We start from the raw sequence: 17,611 nt of genomic DNA on the forward strand, positions 1-17,611 counted from the left end.
CACAGAGTGCGTCCCAGGAAAATCATCCGGGCTGTGGTTTTCCCGTAAACATTTGTGGATAAAAACGTATTTCGCGAAGCTTCTGGGTTTATCATTCAGACTCCATCTTACCCCCGACGGGGTTGCGGGGCCCGCGCCGCCGGCGCGTCCACAGGGCTCCAGGAGTCCGCCCGAAGCGGACTGATTCACCCTAGAGAGTGTTGTCATGAAAAAAGTGGTCCGTGCGAAGCTGCATGGCATCAAGATTACCGGCGCCGACCTGAATTACCACGGGTCCATCACGCTGGATCCCGAAATCTGTGAAAAGGCAGGCATCCTGCCCATGGAGTTCGTGGAGATCTGGAACAAGGACAGCGGCGCCCGCATATCCACCTACGTGATCTACGGCGAGCCCGGCTCGCGCTGCGTGGTGCTCAACGGCGCGGCCGCGCGCACCTGCCAGAAGGGCGACACGGTCATCATCTGCGCTTCCGAGTACGTGCAGACGGCCGAGCTGTACGACATGCGGCCCACGGTGCTGACCTTCACGCCCGAGAACGAGATCGACGAGATCATGCACTACGAAGTGCGCAAGACCGCCCAGCGGGACTTCGACTTTCGCATCGTGCGCGATGAACGGCCCCGCGGCGCCGAACGCGAACTGGCCCGCGTGGACATAGACGCCCTGTCGGCCGACCTGCGCCAGCGCGGCCTGGACGACCGCGCCATCGCCGACATCCTGTCCTGCCACCTGGCGGATTTCGCTCCCGCGCGCCAGGGCTAGCCGCTTCGCCCAGGCGGCGCCTGGGCTTTACCTTCCTGCCAGATGATTCCGGCCCCGCCTAGCGCAGCGGCTGGACGTGCACGTGCTCGCTGTGGCCGTGGGTGTGGGCGTGCTCGCTGACTTGCACCGGCACGATGTGCACGTGGCCGTGGCGCACGCCGGTCTGGGCCACGATGGCGTCCGCGCAGGCGCGCACCTGGGCGATGGGACCGCGCAGGATGGCGGTTTCCAGGCAGTGGGCGTGGTCCAGGTGGATGTGCTGGGAGACCACCATGACGTCGTGATGGTCGTGCTGCATCTGGGTCAGGCGGTTGGCCAGCTGGCGTTCGTGGTGGTCGTACACATAGGATACGGTGGCCACGCACCACTCCACGCCATCATCCTGCAGTTCGTGCTGGCCCAGTTCCTTGCGGACCAGGTCGCGGAAGGCTTCGGAGCGATTCAGGTAGTTCTTCTTCTGGACGAGTTCATCGAACGCGTCGGCCAGGCTGTCCTCGACAGAAATGGTTAGGCGTCGCATGGCGTTCCTTGTGGCGGTTTCGGGGCGTGGGCGCAATGTCCGATTTTACGCGTTTTACGCGGGAAAGCAGGCCAAAGAGCGCTGATGGGCGGTTGGAGGCGACGCCCTGCGCCAAGCTGATCAGGACTATATTCAAACCGATATGCGTATTTGGGGGCGGCATATTGATTCCCGCCGCCACTATGCTATTCTGTGCCGCCGTATGAACTTTTATGAATTCTTCATACGCTGCATGGAGCCATGCCTGCCGCCGGCAGGGATGCGCCGCCATTTGCTCCGGTGCTGATCCTTCTGGGCGAGCGCGTTGCGCGCGGCAGGCCGCCGGTCATTCTCTGGAACTCAAGGAATTTCGATGTTGTTGCACCTGGGTCGCGACGGCGGCATGTCGCGTCACGTTTCTGTCGTCCGGCTGTGCGCATGGAGCGCCGCCGTCCTGTCGGCCTGTCTGGCCGCGACCGTCCACGCGCAGGAGGCGGCCCGCCTGGACGCCATCGTGGTCAAGGGCCAGGCGCTGCGGGCCGACGTGCTGCCGGTCACGGCCCAGAGCTTCGACCAGGAACTGATCCGCGACTCCGCCGCTCGCCAGCCCCAGGAACTGCTGAACCGCGTGGCGGGCGTCAGCGTGGACAACTACAACCTGGGCGGCATCGCCGATTCGATCTCCGTGCGCGGCTTCAGCGGCGGCGGACATGGCGGCAGCCTGGGCTTCATGCTGGATGGCATTCCCTTGAACGAAGCCATGTCGCACGATGACGGCTACGCGGACCTGAATGTGGTCATTCCGCTGGAGCTGGAGCGCATGACGGTCTACAAAGGCCCCAGCTCCGTGCTGTACGGCAACTTCAACCGTGCCGGCCTGGTGGAGATGCAGACCCGCAAGGGCGGCAACTACCAGGAGGTGGACGCGTCCGGGGGCTCCTTCGGCACGGGCGACCTGCAGGGCGCCGTCGGCGCCGAGAACGAGGCCGGCCAATTCAATGCGGCCATGCAGCTGAGCCGCAGCAAGGGTTTCCGCGCTGATTCGCGCTTCGACAAGGGCACGGTGGCGGCGCGCTACAACTGGCTCGTCAATCCGGATCTGGACATCGCTTTTTCGGGGCGCGCCTACAGCGGCAGGTGGGATGCCGGCTCCTATGTCACTCAGGACCGCTTCGACCGGGACCCCTACAGCGTGGATCCGCGCGTGCAGGGCGATGGCGGCAAGAAGAATTTCTTCACGGGCCGGGTGGACGTCAACCATGCCCTGTCCGAGCAGCTCAAGCTGCTGAGCTTCGCCTACGCCACGCACCAGACCTTGACCCGCTGGTCCACCTACCCCAAGGACGCGACGCCGGACGGCCCCTGGAGCCAGAGCGAGGATGACTACAAGCGCACCGTGCTGGGCGCGGGCATGAACCTGAACGGCCGCCACATGCTGGGCGGCGGTTCGGAACTGAACTGGACCAGCGGCTTCGAGCTGTACCGCGAGACCACGGACTATCTGCGCTTCGACGGCGAGCAGGAGCGCTCGCGCGCGGGGCTGGAGCCCGGCAACAACCGCCGCTACCGCCTGGACAGCACCGGTCTGTTCGGCGAAGTGCAGTGGGTGCCCACGCCCGTGTTCCGTCCCACGGCGGGGCTGCGCTTCGATACCTTCAAGGGCAAGTGCTCGGTGCGCGGCAGGGAGCTGGCCGACGGACAGGACTGCTCCTCCACCGAGCGCTACAAGCAGTTCAGTCCCAAGATCGGCTTCAGCTCGCAGGTGGCTCCCTGGCTGGATCTGCGCAGCAGCTGGAGCCGCGGTTTCGCCTTGCCGCCCGTGGAAGCCATCTACAAGCGCGGCGTGGACCTGAAGCCCAATACCTTCGACCAGATCGAGGTGGGCGCCAAGTTCGACCTGCTCGATTCGCTGGAGGCGGACCTGGCCTGGTATCGCCTGACCAGCAGCAACGAGATCGGCACCGTGGGCGGGGTGGCGCAGAATTTCGGCAAGACGCGCCGCGACGGCGTGGAACTGTCCCTGGGCTGGGAGTTCGTACCCGACTGGCATCTGGCCGCCGTCACCGCCTGGTCCGACAGCGAGGTGCTGCGCAATCCCGATCCCCATGCCGTGGGCGCGCGCGTGGCCAATGTGCCGCGCAGCACCAGCCGCCTGGAAGTGTCCTATCGCCCGGAACTGGGCCTGGGCGGTTTCGCGGCCGTGCGTCATGTGGGCCGCCAGGCGCTCAATGTGCCTGACGCCGAGCTTCGCGAGCAGCGCATGGCGGGCGCCTACACCGTGTTCGACGCCGGCCTCGGCTATCGCTTCAAGCACAAGGGCGCGCATCGCCTCTACCTGAACGTGGCCAATGTCTTCGACAAGAAGTACGCCTCCAGCGCGTTCATGATCTCCGGCCAGCCGCTTTATGGCGTGGGCGCGCCGCGCAGCGTCATGCTGGGCGCCCAGCTTTCGTTCTAACCTGATTTTTATTGATGGAGTCTGTCATGAAAAAAAGCCTTCTTTCCGCATTGGCCCTGTCCCTGTCCCTGACGGGCCTGGCCCAGGCGCATGATGCCTGGCTGGCGCCCCAGGACGGCAACTGGGCTGTGGTCTACGGCCACAAGGCCGGCTTCGAGCCCTATGCCAACGACAAGGTCAAACAGGTCCAGGCGGTGGACGCCCAGGGCAAGGCGCTGCAGGTGCAGCGCCAGGACACCGACAAGGGCGTGGTGCTGAGCTTTGCGGGCGAGCCCGCCCTGGCCACCCTGGTGTTCGACAATGGCTACTGGAGCAAGGCCCCCGGCGGCAAGACCATCAATGTGGCCAAGGACGAGAACAAAGGCGCCACGCATGGCACGCATCCGGTCAAGTATCACAAATACATCATGGACTGGTCCGCCCAGGCCGGCCGGCCCGCCGGCCAGGAGGCGGAGATCCTTGCCCTGAACGCCCAGGCTCCCAAGGCCGGCGAGAAGGTCGAGGTCCAGGTGCTGTACCAGGGGCGGCCGGCCGCCGGCTGGGCCGTGGGCATCGACGATTCCGAGGACAGCCCGCTCAGGACCGACGCGCAGGGCAAGGCCTTCTTCGACGTGACGCCGGGCCGCAATTTCATTTCCGCCAGCCACCGCGTGCCCGTGCAGGGCGATCCCAAGACCGACGAGAATTCCATCTCCGTCAACCTGATCTTCAACGCAGGCCAGTGATGAAGACGGTCCAGCGACTCGCCGCCGGCGTGCTGGGCCTGTCCGCCCTGTGGGCGGGCGCGGCCTGGTCCCACGCCCTGATGCTGTCGGCCCAGTCCGGCGAGCAGGGCGTCACCGGCCAGCTTTTCTATTCCGACGGCACGCCCGCCGTGGACGAGCGGGTGGAATTCTTCGCCCAGCCCGGCCCGATCGACGGCGATCCCAGGCATTACACCCAGACCGACCCCCAGGGCCGCTTCGCGTGGCCGGACGCCCCCGACGGCCATTACCTGGCCGTGGCCTACGGCATGGAAGGCCATCGCGCCCAGGCCGAGGTGGCCGTCAGCGCCGCCTCGGCGGGCTCGGCCGTGCCGGCCGCGCAGGCGGCCGACCTGGCCTTGATCCGCCAGGACATCGCCCGCCTGGAGGCGCGCGTGCGACTGTCGGATATCGTGGGCGGAATCGGCTACATTGTCGGTTTGGCGGGCGCGTACCTGTACTGGCTCAGCCGCCGCCGTCCCCGCTAGGCGTCGACCATGCATCTATCCGAAGGAATCCTGTCCGCTCCCGTCGTCACCAGCAGCCTGGTCCTGTCCGGCGCGCTGGTGGCCGCCACGGTGCGCCGCCTGAACGAGCGCACCATCCCGCTGGCGGCCATGCTGGGCTGCGTGTTCTTCGCGCTGGGCACCATACACGTGCCGGTGGGGCCCGGCAGCGTGCACCTGATCCTGAACGGCCTGCTGGGCGCGCTGCTGGGCTGGACCGCCCTGCCCGTCATCGCCTTGGCCCTGGTGCTGCAGGCGGCCCTGTTCGGCTTCGGCGGCTTTGCCGTGTGGGGCGCCAACCTGCTCATCATGGGGCTGCCGGCCGTGCTGGCCCATTACCTGGCCCGCCCCTGGCTGCAGACGCGGCCCCTGCTGGCCGGCGCCCTGGCCGCGGCCGCCGGCGTCAGTGGCGCGGCGCTCGTGGCCGCCGTGCTGCTGTACCTGAGCGGCGGCCATTTGTTCGCCAAGGCCATTGCAACCTTGTTCGTGTTCCACCTGCCCATCGTCGCCATCGAGGCGGTGGTGACGGCGCTGTGCCTGCGCGGCCTGCAGCAACTGCGCCCGGACGTGTTCGCGCTGCTGCGCTCCTGATGGCCGCGCGCGACGCCCGGCTGCCTTTGCTGCTGGCGTTCGCCGGCAGCCTGATGCTGGCCGTCTCGCACGATCTGGCGCGCAGCGTCCTGGCGGCCGTCCTGCTGCTGCCCCTGGCGCTATGGCGCTGGCGCGGCCAGCAGCGCGCCTTGCTGCGCCGCTTGATCCCGGCCAATATATTGCTGCTGTTCATGCTGCTTTTGCTGGCGGTGGACATTTCCGCCTGGAGCCTGTCGCCGGCGGGCCTGGACCTGGGACTGCTCGCCCTGGCGCGGGCCAATGGGGCCATGCTGTTGTGCGCCATCGCGCTGCGCCGCCAGAATGCCGATTCGCTGGCGGCCGGCATCGCGGCCCTGACGCGCTCGGACAAGCTGGCGCTGGTGGCCTTTCTGATGATCCGCTACCTGGAAGACATTCGCCAGGTGCGCCTGCGCCTGGAGCGCGTGCTGGCGGCGCGCGGCTTTCGCTTTCGCAGCGACCGGCACAGCTATCGCACGCTGGGCCTGCTGCTGGCCCACCTGTTCCTGGACGGCCTGGACCGCGCCACCGCCATCGCCCGGGCCATGCAGGCCAGGGCCTATCGCGGCCGCTTCCTCGTGCGGGCGGACGCGGGCCCGGCGCGGCGCGACGGCTTGCTGGCGGCCTTGGCCCTGATGGGGCTGGCGCTGCTGTTATGGATGCCCTTATGAAACCGATTTCTCACACCTCTGCCGATTCCCTGATCGAGGCGCGCGGCCTGTGCGTCGAGCAGGGCGGGCTGCGCATCGTGGACCAGCTGGATGTGGACCTGCTGCCGGGCGAGCGCCTGGCCTTGCGCGGGCCGTCGGGAGCCGGCAAGACCACTTTGCTGATGGCTCTGATGGGCTTTCTGCCCCTGCACGCCGGAAGTTTGCGCATCTTGGGCCACGCCCTGGCGCGGCCGCGCGATTTCGACGTGCTGCGCGGGCCGGTGGGTTTCATGTTCCAGAACCCCGACGATCAACTGTTCTGTCCCACGGTGCTGGACGACGTGCGCTTCGGCCCCTTGAACCTGGGATTGAATGACGCCCAGGCCACCGAGCGGGCCTGGAGCGTGCTGGAGGCGCTGCACATCGCCGAGCTGGCGCAGCGCCCCTGCGCCGTGCTGTCGGGCGGGCAGAAACGGCGCGTGGCCCTGGCGGGCCTGCTGGCCATGCGTCCGCGGCTGCTGATCCTGGACGAGCCCACGGCCTCGCTGGATCGTCGGGCGGCACAGCAGGTGGAGCAGGCCCTGCTCGACTGCGGCCTGCCCCTGCTGTTCGCCACGCACGACGACGCCTGCGAACAAGCCCTGGCCACCCGCAGCCTGTACATGCAGGCCCCTCGCCCCGCCGTCACGCCGGCGCCGGGCCTGCAGCCTTTGCGCCGGCGGGCTTGATTCGTTTGAGGGTGTTTTTGTGGGGCGGGCCGTTTGGGCCAAGCAGGGGGAAACCTCGGTTTTCTTGAAGGGGGCCGGGGCAGGCCGGCTTGGCTGGGTCCTCCGCCCGTGCTGCGCACGGGTTCCCTTGGCAGGACGCCGGAGCGGGCGGGGCGTGAACTCGGAGCGCGGTTCGTCCCCCGGACGAACCGCAAGCGTGCTCCTCGAACAGCACGCCCCTTGCCTCCCGCTCCGGCGTGCTGCCTGCGGCGAAGTCCCTGACTCGCCCGCCGGCCCGCCCCGGCCCCCCTCAAGAAAACAGCATCGCTTTACTTGGCCCAAACGGCGGTGTGCCAGCGTGATCAAGACATGGAGCGCAGTGACCCAAGGCCATGGCGCCTTCACAAAGACCATTCTTGCCATTGCTTAGCCGACCCCAAGCTTCCCCTGCTTCTGAACAGGTAGAGCCCCCCTGTGAATTCATCAAGGAAGAGCCCGTATTCACGGCTCGCTGCGACCCTCCTGCACCGCATGGCAGGCCACTTCGTGCCCGGCGGTGTCCAGCAGCGCCGGCGCCTCGCGGCGGCAGCGTTCGTTGGCCAGGGGACAGCGCGGATGGAAGGTGCAGCCCGAGGGCGGGTTCAGCGGGTTGGGCACTTCGCCGGCCACCGGGATGCGGCTCTTGCCGGCTCCGCTCATGTCGGGAATGGCGCCCAGCAGCATGCGCGTGTAGGGGTGGCGCGGCTGCGAGAACAAGGCATCGCGGCCGGCGATCTCCACGATGCGGCCCAGGTACATCACGCCCACCCGGTCGGCCACGTGGTGCACCACGGCCAGGTTGTGGGAGATGAACAGATAGGTCAGGCCCAGCTCGCGCTGCAGGTCCTTCATCAGGTTGAGCACCTGGGCCTGGACCGAGACGTCCAGGGCCGAGGTCGGCTCGTCGCAGACGATGAACTCGGGCTGCATGGCCAGGGCGCGCGCAATGGAGATGCGCTGGCGCTGGCCGCCCGAGAACTGGTGCGGATAGCGCTGCGCATCCGCCGGGCTCAGGCCGACCTGGGTCAGCAGCTCGCCCACCTTCTGTTCCTGCTCCTGGGCCGTCAGGCGCGTGTGCGTGACCAGCGGCTCGGCGATGATGCGGCCCACGCGCCAGCGCGGATTCAGGCTGGCGTAGGGATCCTGGAAGATCATCTGGCGGCGTTTGCGCATGGCCTGCAGCTCGGCCTTGTCCATGGACTGGATGGACTTGCCGTCAAAGCGGATGTCGCCGCGCGTCAGTGAATACAGGCCCGTCAGCAGGCGCGCCACGGTGGACTTGCCGCAGCCGGACTCGCCCACCAGGGCCAGGGTCTCGCCCTTGTTCAGGGTGAAGCTCACCCCGTCCACGGCGCGCAGGCTGACCTTGGGCTTGCGGTACACCAGGCGCTCGAGCAGCGGCGGCGAGACGTCGAACCAGCAGGCGGCGTCCTCGACGTGGACCAGGGCTTGATGGGAGGTGCTCATGCGGGCTCCTGTTCATGCAGCCAACAGGCCGCCAGCGTTTGTGGGGGAACGGGCATCAGTTCGGGGCGCTCGCGCAGGCAACGCTCCATGCGGCGGCTGCAGCGCGGATTGAAGGCGCAGCCCGGCGGGATGGCGTTCAGGCGCGGCATGCTGCCGGGGATCTGCTCCAGGCGCTCCAGCTGGGCGTGCAGGTTGGGGATGGAGCGCATCAGGCCCGCGGTATAGGGATGGCTGGGCTTCTGGATCACGTCCTGCACCGGGCCGATCTCGATGACGCGCCCGGCGTACATGACGGCCACGCGGTCCGCCGTCTCGGCGATCACGCCCATGTCGTGCGTGATCAGCATCACGGCCGTGCCCTGCGAGCGGCACAGCTTCTTGAGCAGGTCGATGATCTGCGCCTGGATGGACACGTCCAGCGCGGTGGTGGGCTCGTCGGCCACGATCAGCTTGGGCTCGGCCGCCAGGGCCAGGGCGATCACCACGCGCTGGCGCATGCCGCCGGAGAACTGGTGCGGGTAGTGGTCGATGCGCTCGCGCGCGGCCGGGATGCCGGTGGCCTCCAGCAGCTCGATGGCTCGTTCGCGCGCCTGCTTCCAGGATAGCGGCAGGTGCGTCACGATGGTCTCGGCAAGCTGCCGGCCTACGGTGTACAGCGGGTTGAGCGAGGTCAGCGGGTCCTGGAAGATGGCGCCGATCTGGCGGCCGCGCACCTTGCGCATCTGTTCTTCGTCCAGATTGTCGATGCGCTGGCCGTCCAGCAGTATCTGGCCGCCGCTGATGCGTCCCGGCGCATCGAGCAGGCCGATGATGGAGGAGCCGGTCAGGGACTTGCCGGCGCCCGATTCCCCCACCACGCCCAGCACTTCGCCGGCGCTGATGGAGAACGACACATGATCGAGCGCATGCAGCACGCCATGCCGGGTCGGGAATTCGACGCACAGGTCTTGGACAGTCAATAAGGCAGTCATGGTTCAGTTCAGTTTGGGGTTCAGGGCGTCGCGCAGCCAATCGCCCAGCAGGTTGACCGACAGCACTAGTAGCACCAGCATGGCGCCGGGGAAGATGGTGATCCACCACTCGCCGGAGAACAGGAAGTCGTTGCCGATGCGGATCAGGGTGCCCAGCGAGGGCGAGGTGGCCGGCACCCCCACGCCCAGGAAGGACAGGGTGGCCTCGGTGATGATGGCGGTGGCCAGGTGCACGGTGGCCAGCACCAGCACGGGCCCCGTCACGTTGGGCAGCACGTGGCTGAACATGATGCGCGGCGCGGACACGCCGATGACGCGCGCGGCCTGGACGTACTCGCGGTTCTTCTCCACCAGCGTGGAGCCGCGCACGGTGCGGGCGTACTGCGGCCAGCCGGCCAGGGCGATGGCCCCGATCAGCACCGGGAAGGCGATGGCATCGTGCATGTTCAGCGGGAAGACGGCGCGCGCAACGCCGTCGATCAGCAGCGCGATCAGGATGGCCGGGAAGGACAGCTGCACGTCGGCCACCCGCATGATGAAGGCATCCACGCGTCCGCCCGCGTAGCCGGCGACCAGGCCCAGCACGATGCCCGCGAGCATGGACAGAAGCACCGAGGCCAGGCCGATCAACAGCGAGGTGCGCGTGCCGTACAGCAGGGCGGAATACAGGTCCCGGCCCTGGCTGTCGGTGCCCAGCAGGTAGCGGGCCTCGCCGTCGGCGGCCCAGACGGGCGGCTTGAGCGCGTCGATCAGGTTGATGGAGGCCAGGTCGAAGGGGTCGAAGGGCGCTATCCAGCGGGCGCCCAGGGCGCCGATGAACAGCAGCAGCGTAAGGATGGTGGCCGCGACGGCCATGGGGGAATGGCGCCACGACCAGACCAGGTCGCTGTTCCAGGCGCGTTTCAGGCTGGCGCTCATGTCAATGCCCCTTGGCGCCCGACAACTGGGAGCGCAGACGCGGATCGACCAGGAAGTACAGCAGGTCGACCAGCAGGTTGATGATGACGAAGACCAGGGCGATCAGGCACAGGTAGGCCGCCATGACAGGGATGTCGGCGAACTGCACGGCCTGGATGAAGAGCAGGCCCATGCCCGGCCACTGGAAGACGGTTTCGGTCACGATGGCGAAGGCGATGATGCCGCCCAGCTGCAGTCCGGTGATGGTGATGACCGGCACCATGGTGTTCTTCAGGGCGTGTCCGAAGTGGATGGCGCGCCGCGAAAGGCCGCGGGCGCGGGCGAACTTGATGTAGTCGGCGCGCAGCACTTCCAGCATCTCCGAGCGTACCAGGCGCAGGATGAGCGTGAGCTGGAACAGGCACAGGGTGATGGCCGGCAGGATGAGGTGCTTGATGCCGTCCCAGGTCAGCAGGCCCGTGCTCCACCAGCCCAGGCGCACCACCTCGCCTCGGCCGTAGCTGGGCAGCCAGCCCAGCAGCACGGAAAAGACCAGGATCAGCAATATGCCGATCAGGAAGGTGGGCAGCGAGATGCCCAGCAGGGAGAAGGCCAGCACGCTCTGGGCGAGGAAGCCGTTGCGTTTCAGGGCGGTGTATACCCCCAGCGGCAGGCCTATGAGCAGGGCCAGGAAGGCGGCCACCACGGACAGCTCCACGGTGGCGGGCAGGCGTTCCTTGAGCAGTGTGGAGACCGGCTGGGCCTGGCGCAGCGACAGGCCGAACTCGCCCTGCACCGCCTGGCTCACGAAGCGGGTGAACTGCACGGGCGCGGGCTGGTCCAGCCCGAGGCTGGCGCGCAACTGGATGCGATCCTGTTCAGTGGCGTCCTGGCCCAGCATGATGGTGACCGGATCGCCGATGTAGCGGAAAAGCACGAAGGCCAGCAGGCTGACCGTCAGCATGACGAGGACCGCCTGGATCAGGCGGCGGATGATGAATACCAGCATAGGCTGCTCCTGGTGGAATGCGAGGATCACTCGCGACCCCAGTGTTGTCTTTATAGTTTGAATTCGTCCATGGATTGCGCAATGGGGGGCATGGCTCCCTGCGGCGGCAGGACAGGTGCGCCGCCCCGGATGCGGGGCGGGCGCGGGACGGGTTTACTTGATGGTCACCCACTGGGCGGACAGGCGGTTGTCGGCGCGGTGGATCACGTCCACGTTCTTGGCCATGGCCCAGGGAATGATCTGGTCGTGCAGGGGAATGTGGCCGAATTCCTTGGCGTGGATCTCCAGGACCTTGTGGATGGCCGCGTCGCGCTTGGCGGTGTCGGTCTCGGTCTTGATCTGGTCGATCAGCTTGTCCACCTCGGCGTTCTCGTAGTTGCCGAAGTTGAAGGAGCCGTCGGCGCCTTCGCCCTTGCTGTGCATCAGGCTTTGCAGGGTGTACAGGGCGTCGAAGGTGGGCACGCCCCAGCCGAACAGGTAGGCGCTGGTGTCGTAGTTCTGCACCTTGGGGAAGTAGGTGGCGCGCGGCATGGCGTTCAGGCTGGCCTTGACGCCGGCCTTGGCCCACATGCCCACCACGGCCTGGCAGATGGCCTCATCGTTGATGTAGCGGTTGTTCGGGCAGTCCAGCGTGAAGGACAGGGAGTTCTCGTAGCCGGCGTCCTTGAGCAGTTGCTTGGCCTTGTCCAGGTCGTAGGGCACGCGCTGGGCCAGCTCCTTGGTCCAGCCATGGACCTGGGGCGCGATCATGGTGCCGGTGGGGGCGGAGGAGCCGCGCATCACGGCCTTCTTGATGGCCTCGGTATCGATGGCCAGGTACAGGGCCTCGCGCACGCGCTGGTCGGCAAAGGGGTTCTTGCCCTTGATGGTGCTGTACTTCAGTTCGGGACTCTTCTGGTCCAGGCCCAGGAAGATGGTGCGGTATTCGTTGCCTTCCACGATCTTGGCCTGCTGGCGCAGGCGCTGCAGGTCCTGGGCGGGCGGGTCCAGCACCAGGTCCACTTCGCCCGAGAGCAGGGCCGCCGTGCGGGTGGCGTTCTGCTTGATCGGGGTGTAGATCACTTCGGTGACATTGCCGATCTTCTTGTCCTTGTTCCACCATTGCTCGTTTTCCACGAAGACGGTGCGCACGTCCACTTCACGCGACTTCAGCTTGTAGGGGCCGGTTCCGTTGGTGTTGCGCGCGGAATAGGTTTCCTCGTTCTTGTTGAAGTCCTGCGGCTGGGCGGCGTTGTTCTTTTCCGACCAGTCCTTGTTCATGATGAACACGTTGGTCAATTGGCGCAGCAGCACGGGGTTGGGGGCGGTGGTGATGATGTCCACCGTGTGCTCGTCCACCTTCACGGCCTTGTCGATGCCGTTCACGTAGGCCTTGAAGTTGGAGGTGGGCGCCAGGGCGCGATGGATGGAGAACACCACGTCGTCGGCCGAGAAGGGTTCGCCGTTGTGGAATTTCACGCCTTCGCGCAGCTTGAAGCGCCAGACGGTGGGTTCGCGCTGCTCCCAGGACGTGGCCAGCGAAGGCACGATCTTGAAGTCCTTGTCGTAATCCACCAGCGGCTCGTACACATAGGAACTGCCGGTGATGATGAGGTTTTCATTCTGGGCGTGCGGGTCCAGGGTCATGAAGTCGCCCTGGCTGGACCATCTCAGCGTTTTGGCATGGCCGGCCAGGGGTACGGCGACCAGGGCCGCCAGTGCGGCGGCCAATAGTGTTTTTTTCATGAAAACCTCCTTGTGGGGTGTGTGGTTCGCTGACGAGTGGCTGCATAGTATATGAGCCACACAAGCCGACTCAATACGTAATTTCAGCTATAAGTCAGATAAGCTCATTACATGATTTCAGTGAAAAGCTCGTTTTATGTAATTTAGTGACCTGGGTCAACCATCGGTTCATTCAGCCGGGCGCCCGGTCTTGGCGCTACAATGGTGTCTATATATACAGTATGGAGGCTGGCCAAGGCCCAGGCGCAGGGGATGGAATCGCTTGACCGACGCATCGCGCACGTGGACATGGATGCGTTCTACGCCTCCGTGGAGCTTTTGCGCTACCCGCATCTGCGCGGCCTGCCCGTGGTCATCGGCGGGCGCAGCACGCAGGCGCCGCGCCAGTTGCCCGACGGCAGCTGGCATCTGGCACGCCTGGGGGATTATGTCGGGCGCGGGGTGGTCACCACCTCCACCTACGAAGCGCGCCAGTTGGGCGTGTTCTCCGCCATGGGCCTGATGAAGGCGGCCCAGCTGGCGCCCCAGGCCATCCTGCTGCCGGCCGACTTCCACGCCTATCGCCATTTCTCGCGCCTGTTCAAGCAGGCCGTGGCCACAGTGTCCGATCGCATCGAGGACCGCGGCATCGACGAGATCTACGTGGACCTCAGCCACAGGACCGAAGACAGCCTGGTCCTGGCCGAGCAGATCCGTCACGCCGTCAACCAGGCCACGGGCCTGACCTGTTCGGTGGGCGTCACGCCCAACAAGCTGCTGTCCAAGATCGCCTCCGAGCTGAACAAGCCCAACGGTGCCTGCGTGCTGACCATGGAGGACGTGCCCACGCGCATCTGGCCCATGTCGGTGGGCAAGATCAACGGCATTGGCCCCAAGTCCTTCCAGAAGCTGGCGGGGCTGGGCATACACCAGATCGGCGAACTGGCCGCCGCCCCGGCCGAGCTGCTGCAGGAGCATTTCGGCCTGCGCTACGCCCGGTGGCTGATGGCTGTCTCCCGGGGCCAGGACGAGCGGCCCCTGTCCACCGAACGCACTCCGAAGTCCACCAGTCGCGAAACCACCTTCGAGCGCGACCTGCACGTGCGCCAGGACCGCGCCCGCCTGTCGGCCGTGCTGCAGGCCTTGTGCGAGCAGCTGGAGCAGGACCTGCGCAAGTCCGGCATGTGCGCCCAGACCATAGGCGTCAAACTCAAGTTCGAGGACTTCAAGATCGTCACCCGCGACCTGTCCCTGCCCGTGCCGGTGCTGGCGTCCGAGGCCATCCTGGCTGCCGCGCGCCAGAACCTGAAGCGCGCCGTGCTGGACCGGCGCCTGCGCCTGCTGGGCGTCAAGGCCAGCGCCCTGCTGCCCATCAGCGAGCTGCCCCCGGAGCAGCCCCGCCAACTGAACCTGGACGGCCTGTTCTAGCTGCCAGGCCCGTCGGCGCGCGGCTTGCGGCCGGCCCGGGCGCTCCGTTTGTGCCGGAAAAGGGACAATCGGCGGCCGGAAGGCAATTGTCCCAGGCTCAAGCGTTCCGGTCGGGGCAGGCTGCGTTAGAATTGGCTTGTCCAGCCGCCGGGCTGGTTTATTTTTTCTTCTTTGATCAAGGTTTGCCGTTATGGAATTCGATCGGGCCGGTGTACGTGCATTAATGGAAATTACCCAGCGTCCGGAGTTGGTTTTCGTGCGAGGAGAAGGTTCCTGGCTGGAAGACCACAACGGCAAGCGATACCTGGACACGGTCCAGGGCTGGGCGGTGAACGCGCTGGGCCACAGCCCCGCCGGCGTCATCAAGGCGATCAACGAGCAGGCCGCCAAGCTGATCAATCCCTCGCCCGCCTTCTACAACGAGCCCTCCATCGAGCTGGCCAAGCGCATCGTCACGCACTCCTGCTTTGACCGCGTGTTCTTCGCCAACAGCGGCGCCGAGGCCAACGAAGGCGCGATCAAGCTGGCCCGCAAGTGGGGCCAGCTGAACAAGGACGGCGCCTACAAGATCATCACCTTCGACCATTCCTTCCATGGCCGCACCCTGGCCACCATGTCCGCCTCCGGCAAGCCCGGCTGGGATCGCCTGTTCGCGCCCCAGGTGGAGGGCTTCCCCAAGGCCGAACTGAACAACCTGGAATCGGTCCGCGCCCTGATCGACGACAAGACCGTGGGCATCATGCTGGAGCCCGTACAGGGCGAGGCCGGCGTCATTCCCGCCACGGCGGAGTTCCTGCAGGGCCTGCGCACCCTGGCCGACGAACATAAAGTGCTGCTGATCGTGGACGAGGTGCAGACCGGCATGGGCCGCACCGGCACGCTGTTCGCCTACGAACAGGCCGGCATCCGTCCCGACATCATGACCCTGGGCAAGGGCATCGGCGGCGGCGTGCCGCTGTCGGCGCTGTGCGCCCGCGAGGAAGTGGCCTGCTTCCAGCCCGGCGACCAGGGCGGCACCTACAACGGCAACCCTCTCATGACCGCCGCCGGCGTGGCCGTGTTCGACGAACTGACCTCGCCCGGCTTCCTGGACGCGGTCAACGCCCGCGCCCGGCAACTGTCCGAGGGCCTGCTGGCCATCAGCGCTAAGTGGGGCATGCAGGGCGAGCGCGGCTCCGGCCTGCTGCGCGCCCTGATCCTGGACCAGGATGACGGTCCGGCCATCGTCAACGCCGCCCGCGAGCGCGCGCCCGAAGGCATGCTGCTCAATTCGCCCCGCCCCAATCTGCTGCGCTTCATGCCCGCCCTGAACATCACGTCCCAGGAAATCGACCTGATGCTGGCCTGGCTGGACGAACTGCTGGTGCAGGTGCGCGGCTAAGTCCCCGCTGCCTTCCCGGAAAAACCCGCCTCCTCGGCGGGTTTTTTCTTGCGCGCCCGGCATGGGCGCGGGCGGTCCGTGCCGGAAGCGGACAGACGCCGCCCCACATCATGCGGTTTCTGGATAGTTTGGCGGCGTATCGATTCCTAGAATGAAGTCCGGCATCACGCCATCATTTCAACAGGAGACAAACACATGGAACAGACCGTCGACAAGTACATCGAGGTGGAACGGCGTTTGGATCAGGTGCGGGACCAGTTTGCGCTGGTGGAGGGCCATTTCGACACGTCGGAAGAGACCTCGCCGTGGATTCCCTTCATCCCCAACATCTGGCTGCGCCACTTGAGCTTTGACGTGCGCAACAACGTATCCGTGCACATCATGCGCGCGGACAAGGGCGGTTCGCTGGGCCGGCATCGGCACCGTGCCAAGGTGACCGGCTACGTGCTGAAGGGCAGCCTGCGCTACGAAGAATATGACTGGGTGGCCAGGGCGGGCGACTACATCCATGAAAGTCCCGGCCGCACGCACACCCTGGTCTCCGACGAGGGCATGGAGACCTTGTTCCACCTGGGCACGCCCATCGAGTTCCTGGACGAGCAGGATCGCATCATCGAGATCGTGGATGTGTTCTGGATGATGGACCACTACCTGAGCTACTGTAAGCAGCACGATCTGCCGATCAACAAGGCCATGTTCATCTAGGCCGGACCGGGCGGCGCGCGCTGCCCCGTGGCGCTCGGCAATTCGCCGAAGCGCGCCTGGTAGTAGGCGGAGAAACGGCCCAGGTGCCCGAAGCCGTGTGCCAGCGCCACCTCGGTGACGCCGACGCGAGGGTCGGCCAGCAGGCATCGGCGCGCGGCCTCCAGGCGCAGGTTGCGCGCCCAGTTCATGGGCGATTCCCCATGGTGGCGGCGGCACAGTATGTGCAGCGCCCGCGGGCTGAGCCCGGCCGCTCCGGCCAGGTCGGCCAGGGAAATGGGAGCGTGCAGGTGACCCAGCACGTAGGCCTGCGCCTGCCGCAGGCGCGCCAGCCCGGCCCGGTCCTGTGATCCGAGCAGAACCTGTTCGCGGGCCGCTGGCTCCTCGGCGGCGCCGTGGCACAGCAGGAACAGGGCGAGTCCGGTCTCGACATGGCGCAGCCAGGCGGGATGGTCGGAGCCGGACAAGGACAACAATTGCCGGATCAGGGCCGCCCACTGCGGCGCGTGGCGGTCGTCGATCTTGCCTGCGGGAGCGGGGCGTACGCCTGTCGGCGCGTCCTGCGCAGAGGCCCCGTCGAAAAGGGCATGGGGGACCTTGAGAATGAGCTGTTCGCAACCGCCCTGCCAGAGCGTGCGCACCTGCTGGCGCGGCGACAGGATGGCGACCTCGCCCGGACAGGCGGTCAGCGTGCAGCCGTCGCTGATGAATTCGGCGACGCCGCGCAAGGGCATCTGCACCAGGCTGAAGTCCTGGAAGCCGTCGGCCTGGATCTCCACTTCGGCCCCATAGCCCAGGATCATGACGCTGATGCGGCTGATGTCGCGGCGAAACAGCGTCGTGTTGACGCGGCCCCGGCCCCACGTCAGGCCGTGCTTGGAGATGACTTTGCTCAGTTCCTGGTGCGACGGGTCCGCCGCCTGTGAATGAAAGACCGGGCTGCGGTACAGTCCCGACAGGTCCAGCCCTGCTGCCGCCGCCATGTGGAACCCTCCGTTCCCGAGCATGAGTGGAAATGTGGCAAGGGCCTAGTGTAGGCCCGCCCGGCCGGCGCCTGCATGGGGGGTATCCCTGAGCG

General features: G+C 66.6%; 17 protein-coding genes. 10 read left to right on the plus strand and 7 right to left on the minus strand.

The genetic code is table 11. The features are described from left to right. Positions 1-205 precede the first annotated feature (205 nt). A complete protein-coding gene (gene panD / locus ACF3ND_RS00280) occupies positions 206-763 on the plus strand; it encodes an aspartate 1-decarboxylase (protein ID WP_394063128.1) in 558 nt (185 codons plus the stop codon). A gap of 58 nt (positions 764-821) precedes the next feature. Here the strand turns inward: panD and nikR are convergent, their stop codons facing one another. Beyond that, a complete protein-coding gene (nikR, locus tag ACF3ND_RS00285) occupies positions 822-1,283 on the minus strand; it encodes a nickel-responsive transcriptional regulator NikR (protein WP_394063130.1) in 462 nt (153 codons plus the stop codon). Positions 1,284-1,635: 352 nt separating this feature from the next. On the opposite strand from nikR, the gene ACF3ND_RS00290 reads away from it, so the two are divergent. From ACF3ND_RS00290 to ACF3ND_RS00315, 6 genes are read left to right on the plus strand one after another with little or no spacing between them, the layout of a single operon-like run. Then, entirely contained in the window at positions 1,636-3,720 is a 2,085-nt protein-coding gene (locus ACF3ND_RS00290) for a TonB-dependent receptor (RefSeq protein ID WP_394063132.1), read from the plus strand. A 26-nt stretch (positions 3,721-3,746) separates the two neighbouring features. After that, on the plus strand, positions 3,747-4,445 hold the full coding sequence (locus ACF3ND_RS00295) for a DUF4198 domain-containing protein (RefSeq protein ID WP_394063134.1): 699 nt from the start codon (positions 3,747-3,749) through the stop codon (positions 4,443-4,445). Next, complete coding sequence (locus ACF3ND_RS00300) at positions 4,445-4,951, plus strand: hypothetical protein (RefSeq protein ID WP_394063136.1); 507 nt, start codon at positions 4,445-4,447, stop codon at positions 4,949-4,951. The genes ACF3ND_RS00295 and ACF3ND_RS00300 overlap by 1 nt, the downstream gene beginning before the upstream one ends. Positions 4,952-4,960: 9 nt before the next feature. Beyond that, a complete protein-coding gene (gene cbiM, locus ACF3ND_RS00305) occupies positions 4,961-5,560 on the plus strand; it encodes a cobalt transporter CbiM (RefSeq protein WP_394063138.1) in 600 nt (199 codons plus the stop codon). Continuing rightward, the gene (locus ACF3ND_RS00310; protein ID WP_394063139.1) at positions 5,560-6,249 is read left to right on the plus strand and encodes a CbiQ family ECF transporter T component; all 690 of its coding nucleotides are present in this window, start codon (positions 5,560-5,562) and stop codon (positions 6,247-6,249) included. Before cbiM ends, ACF3ND_RS00310 begins: the two co-directional genes overlap by 1 nt. Further along, the gene (locus tag ACF3ND_RS00315) at positions 6,246-6,956 is read left to right on the plus strand and encodes an energy-coupling factor ABC transporter ATP-binding protein (RefSeq protein ID WP_394063141.1); all 711 of its coding nucleotides are present in this window, start codon (positions 6,246-6,248) and stop codon (positions 6,954-6,956) included. The genes ACF3ND_RS00310 and ACF3ND_RS00315 overlap by 4 nt, the downstream gene beginning before the upstream one ends. A gap of 480 nt (positions 6,957-7,436) precedes the next feature. On the opposite strand, the gene ACF3ND_RS00320 is transcribed toward ACF3ND_RS00315, so the two are convergent. From ACF3ND_RS00320 to ACF3ND_RS00340, 5 genes are all read right to left on the minus strand, one after another. Further along, the gene (locus ACF3ND_RS00320; RefSeq protein WP_394063143.1) at positions 7,437-8,441 is read right to left on the minus strand and encodes an ABC transporter ATP-binding protein; all 1,005 of its coding nucleotides are present in this window, start codon (positions 8,439-8,441) and stop codon (positions 7,437-7,439) included. Beyond that, on the minus strand, positions 8,438-9,412 hold the full coding sequence (locus ACF3ND_RS00325; RefSeq protein ID WP_394063145.1) for an ABC transporter ATP-binding protein: 975 nt from the start codon (positions 9,410-9,412) through the stop codon (positions 8,438-8,440). The genes ACF3ND_RS00320 and ACF3ND_RS00325 overlap by 4 nt, the downstream gene beginning before the upstream one ends. Positions 9,413-9,415: 3 nt before the next feature. Next, complete coding sequence (locus ACF3ND_RS00330; RefSeq protein ID WP_394063147.1) at positions 9,416-10,330, minus strand: ABC transporter permease; 915 nt, start codon at positions 10,328-10,330, stop codon at positions 9,416-9,418. A gap of 1 nt (position 10,331) precedes the next feature. Continuing rightward, the gene (locus ACF3ND_RS00335) at positions 10,332-11,318 is read right to left on the minus strand and encodes an ABC transporter permease (protein WP_394063149.1); all 987 of its coding nucleotides are present in this window, start codon (positions 11,316-11,318) and stop codon (positions 10,332-10,334) included. Positions 11,319-11,471: 153 nt separating this feature from the next. Continuing rightward, positions 11,472-13,043: an ABC transporter substrate-binding protein gene (locus tag ACF3ND_RS00340; RefSeq protein ID WP_394063151.1), complete on the minus strand. Its 1,572-nt coding sequence runs from the start codon at positions 13,041-13,043 to the stop codon at positions 11,472-11,474. A gap of 252 nt (positions 13,044-13,295) precedes the next feature. Between ACF3ND_RS00340 and dinB the strand changes: the two genes are divergently transcribed. From dinB to ACF3ND_RS00355, 3 genes are all read left to right on the plus strand, one after another. Next, complete coding sequence (gene dinB / locus ACF3ND_RS00345) at positions 13,296-14,450, plus strand: DNA polymerase IV (RefSeq protein ID WP_394063153.1); 1,155 nt, start codon at positions 13,296-13,298, stop codon at positions 14,448-14,450. A gap of 190 nt (positions 14,451-14,640) precedes the next feature. After that, on the plus strand, positions 14,641-15,831 hold the full coding sequence (locus ACF3ND_RS00350; RefSeq protein ID WP_394063155.1) for an acetylornithine transaminase: 1,191 nt from the start codon (positions 14,641-14,643) through the stop codon (positions 15,829-15,831). Between the two features lie 195 nt (positions 15,832-16,026). Then, entirely contained in the window at positions 16,027-16,536 is a 510-nt protein-coding gene (locus ACF3ND_RS00355; RefSeq protein WP_394063157.1) for a 2,4'-dihydroxyacetophenone dioxygenase family protein, read from the plus strand. On the opposite strand, the gene ACF3ND_RS00360 is transcribed toward ACF3ND_RS00355, so the two are convergent. After that, the gene (locus tag ACF3ND_RS00360) at positions 16,533-17,516 is read right to left on the minus strand and encodes an AraC family transcriptional regulator (protein ID WP_394063159.1); all 984 of its coding nucleotides are present in this window, start codon (positions 17,514-17,516) and stop codon (positions 16,533-16,535) included. The two genes, ACF3ND_RS00355 and ACF3ND_RS00360, sit on opposite strands and share 4 nt — an antisense overlap. Positions 17,517-17,611: the final 95 nt, after the last annotated feature.

Origin of the sequence: Alcaligenes sp. WGS1538 (assembly GCF_043187505.1) — a bacterium.
Taxonomy (GTDB): domain Bacteria; phylum Pseudomonadota; class Gammaproteobacteria; order Burkholderiales; family Burkholderiaceae_B; genus Alcaligenes.